Genomic DNA, 2,896 nt, shown 5'->3' with positions numbered 1-2,896 from the left:
CAGAAAATTCAACAGTTGGAAGTGGAACTGACCCAAATCAAAGCTAGAATTTCTGAAAATGAAACCCTGGTCAATACTGCTAAAACCAGGCTCAAACAGAAGTTTCTTAAAGCGCCAGTGGATGGGGTAATATCTTCCCTCAACATTTCTAATACTGGTGAAGTCGTGCAACCAGGACATAGCATCGCCGAAATCGCTCCTCAAGGTGCCCCCCTAGTGCTATCCGCAAGTTTGCCTACTCGGGAGGCAGGGTTTATTAACGAAGGAATGCCGGTGCAAGTGAAATTTGATGCCTATCCCTATCAGGATTACGGCATCATCAAAGGCACGGTGATTTCCATCTCTTCCGATGCTAAAGCCGATCAACTCATGGGTTCAGTCTATAAGGTGAAAGTGTCCCTTGACCGTGACTATGTGATTGAAGATGATGAAATCATTCGGTTTAAGGCTGGTCAGACCGCCAATGCTGACATCATTATCCGCCGCCGTCGGATTATCGATTTCTTATTGGATCCGATGCGACAACTGCAAAAAAGCGGCATCGATCTATAGTGCTCTGTTCTCAAATCACTTTCATCACTGACTGATCGTTTGCCGTTGACGGTTAACAGTTGACCGTTAATGCTTAGTAGTCAACTTGCTAGTAATTCCTTGGAATCTGCAAGTTAACTGCACCCCAGCTTATAAACTATTGACCTTTAGACTTACAGGATCACAAATAACCATGACCTATCGTATTCCTTCTGCCAATACCAAGCTCGACAAAGTGATGGATACCGATAAATTTAGCGAGATCGAGGAAGCCATCCTTGATGGCAAGTATTCTTGGGCTTGTGTGTTAATGCTACGGTTAGCAGGCCATAATCCTCTAGACTACATGCCTTCTAGAACCTACAGCCGCTTGCTCAAACAAAACCGGGACATGATCTTACAGAAGCAAGCTAGTATGATGAGCAATGGCAATAAAGTCTTGAATGCACGGCAGCGTTTGAGCCAGATCAAAGATCTCGCTTATGTAGAGACCCTTGGCAAGAAAACCTCACAGGTCCACGGTGGGGATCAAGAACAGTGGTTTATCAGTGAACTGGAAGAAGAGGAATCGATGCTCAAGAAGTTAGCCGATTATTTACGGCGAGACTGTTTGGTTTCGCTGTGGTGAGCAGATGTAATCATTTTCCTACCCATCCTCCTTGTCATCACCACCACTGCTTACCACCACAGCAGATCAGACTAAGCCTGTGGTCGAACTAATTCATTAATAACTGCCTTGTCCATTAGGTGCCCTTGACCTTGGCGAATTTAATTCGCCAGGGGTCACACCTGTTGATGGACGAGGCGTTTTTTTGTCTGATTACAGGCGGTAATGAAACAGTCCTAGTACTCTTAGGACTTACGGAAATCTCTCAATTTAAATCTACCTGTAGGGTGGACAAAACCTTGCCCACCCTACCCATGGATTCTGTGCGTAAGTCCTGTCCTTAGTCTTTCCTGCCTCCCCAAGACCGTAATGGTGCGTTTGACCCGTAATTAAATTAGCCACGGGTGGCACCTCTGCATCGCTTTCGTCGAGCGATCGCTTATATCGAACTCAGGTTATACCAATTCTTAGCCCTCACAGGGCTACATATTATTAATTTCATCTCCCCATCTCCCCATGTCCCCACAGGTCCCACACGCCCGATACGCCCCGTCTCCTCACACTTCCTATACTCCCTGCTCCCTGTTCCCTTTGCTATTAACTAATGACTCGACATCCCACGGACTTTAGCACCTATTTTACTTGTGGGATGATTCAACCATAAATATTAAGCCAAAGTGGCCAGCATTTTTTTAATTATATTAGATATAATAACCGGTTCCTAAATAATAAAGTACTTCAATACAACCCCATCAAAATTACCAATCTCTTTGAACTAATTCAGAATCGGTTACTAGTCACTATTTAGTTGTGGGATGAGTCAATCATTATTATCAAGCCAAAGTGGCGTTATTTTTTAAAATTAAATTAGATATAATTACCAGTTTATCACTAATAAACTACTTCAATAAAAGCCCATCAAAATTACCAATTTTTTTGAACTAATTCAGAATCGATTATTGCTCACTATTTAGTTGTGGGAGGAGTAAAGCATAAATATTAAGCCAAAGTGGCCAGCATGTTTTTAATTAGGTTAGATATAATGACCGGTTCCTAAATAATAAAGTACTTCGATACAACGCCATCAAAATTACCAATCTCTTTGAACTAATACAGAATTCGTTACTACTGAATAAATACTTATAGTAAATCCAGTAATTTTTAAAAAATAAAAGGTTGAAGCCAAATTGGCGAGACATGCCTAGGGGAATCTGGATATAGTTATATCAACAGCTCAAACAAAGCTGCTCGAAACAAAAAAAATCAACAACAAAGAAGGAGAAAATCAATGCTTATTTCTGACCTAAATCATCTAGAGTCCGTTGAAGCTAGCAAAGTTCAAGGTGGACTTTCATTAAGCAACAATTTCCAAAGCGTTTTCAAAACTAAAAGCACCATCGTAGAAAATGAACTTTTCAATACTGAAGTTAACGTTAAAGTAGATATCGGTAATACTGCTACTGCTTCCGGTAATACTGCTTCTGAAGCTCAAAGCGATGCAGGTAATAATGTTGCTAGTAAGCAAGAAAGCTTCTTCTTGACTCTTGAGCAAGGTGGCGTAACTGCTACTAAGTCTCAAGGTATTGGATTCTCTGCTATCCAGTAGTAATTAGTCAGGATATTTTCCTGATTCATTAACTTTTAAACCTGGGTGTCTTCATATCCTAATAGAATGCAGTACCTTCAGTTCTATATGAACATGATTACACTCAGGTTTAGGTTTGATTGCTTCAGTGTGATTGCTTCAGGATAGTCAAT

General features: G+C 41.1%; 3 protein-coding genes. All 3 read left to right on the top strand.

Annotation, left to right across the window (positions count from 1 at the left end; translation table 11 throughout):
• Window positions 1-552 (top strand): HlyD family efflux transporter periplasmic adaptor subunit (locus F6K57_RS33610; protein ID WP_293072291.1); only part of this gene is annotated, 552 nt, incomplete at its 5' end.
• 172 nt (window positions 553-724) lie between these two features.
• Window positions 725-1,159 carry a HetP family heterocyst commitment protein gene (locus F6K57_RS33605; RefSeq protein WP_293072290.1) on the top strand — a complete coding sequence of 145 codons (435 nt, stop codon included), beginning with the start codon at window positions 725-727 and terminating at the stop codon, window positions 1,157-1,159.
• A gap of 1,267 nt (window positions 1,160-2,426) precedes the next feature.
• A complete protein-coding gene (locus tag F6K57_RS33600) occupies window positions 2,427-2,744 on the top strand; it encodes a hypothetical protein (protein ID WP_293057007.1) in 318 nt (105 codons plus the stop codon).
• The last annotated feature ends 152 nt before the right edge of the window (window positions 2,745-2,896 follow it).

The sequence above is a fragment of the Moorena sp. SIO4A5 genome, assembly GCF_010672005.1.
Classification (GTDB): domain Bacteria; phylum Cyanobacteriota; class Cyanobacteriia; order Cyanobacteriales; family Coleofasciculaceae; genus Moorena.
This window is presented reverse-complemented; position numbering and strand designations above follow the sequence as displayed.

Bases quoted from the DNA above. Each gene is read 5' to 3' on its own strand.
- F6K57_RS33605 (WP_293072290.1), top strand. From the start codon at position 725: ATGACCTATCGTATTCCTTCTGCCAATACCAAGCTCGACAAAGTGATG.
- F6K57_RS33600 (WP_293057007.1), top strand. From the start codon at position 2,427: ATGCTTATTTCTGACCTAAATCATCTAGAGTCCGTTGAAGCTAGCAAA.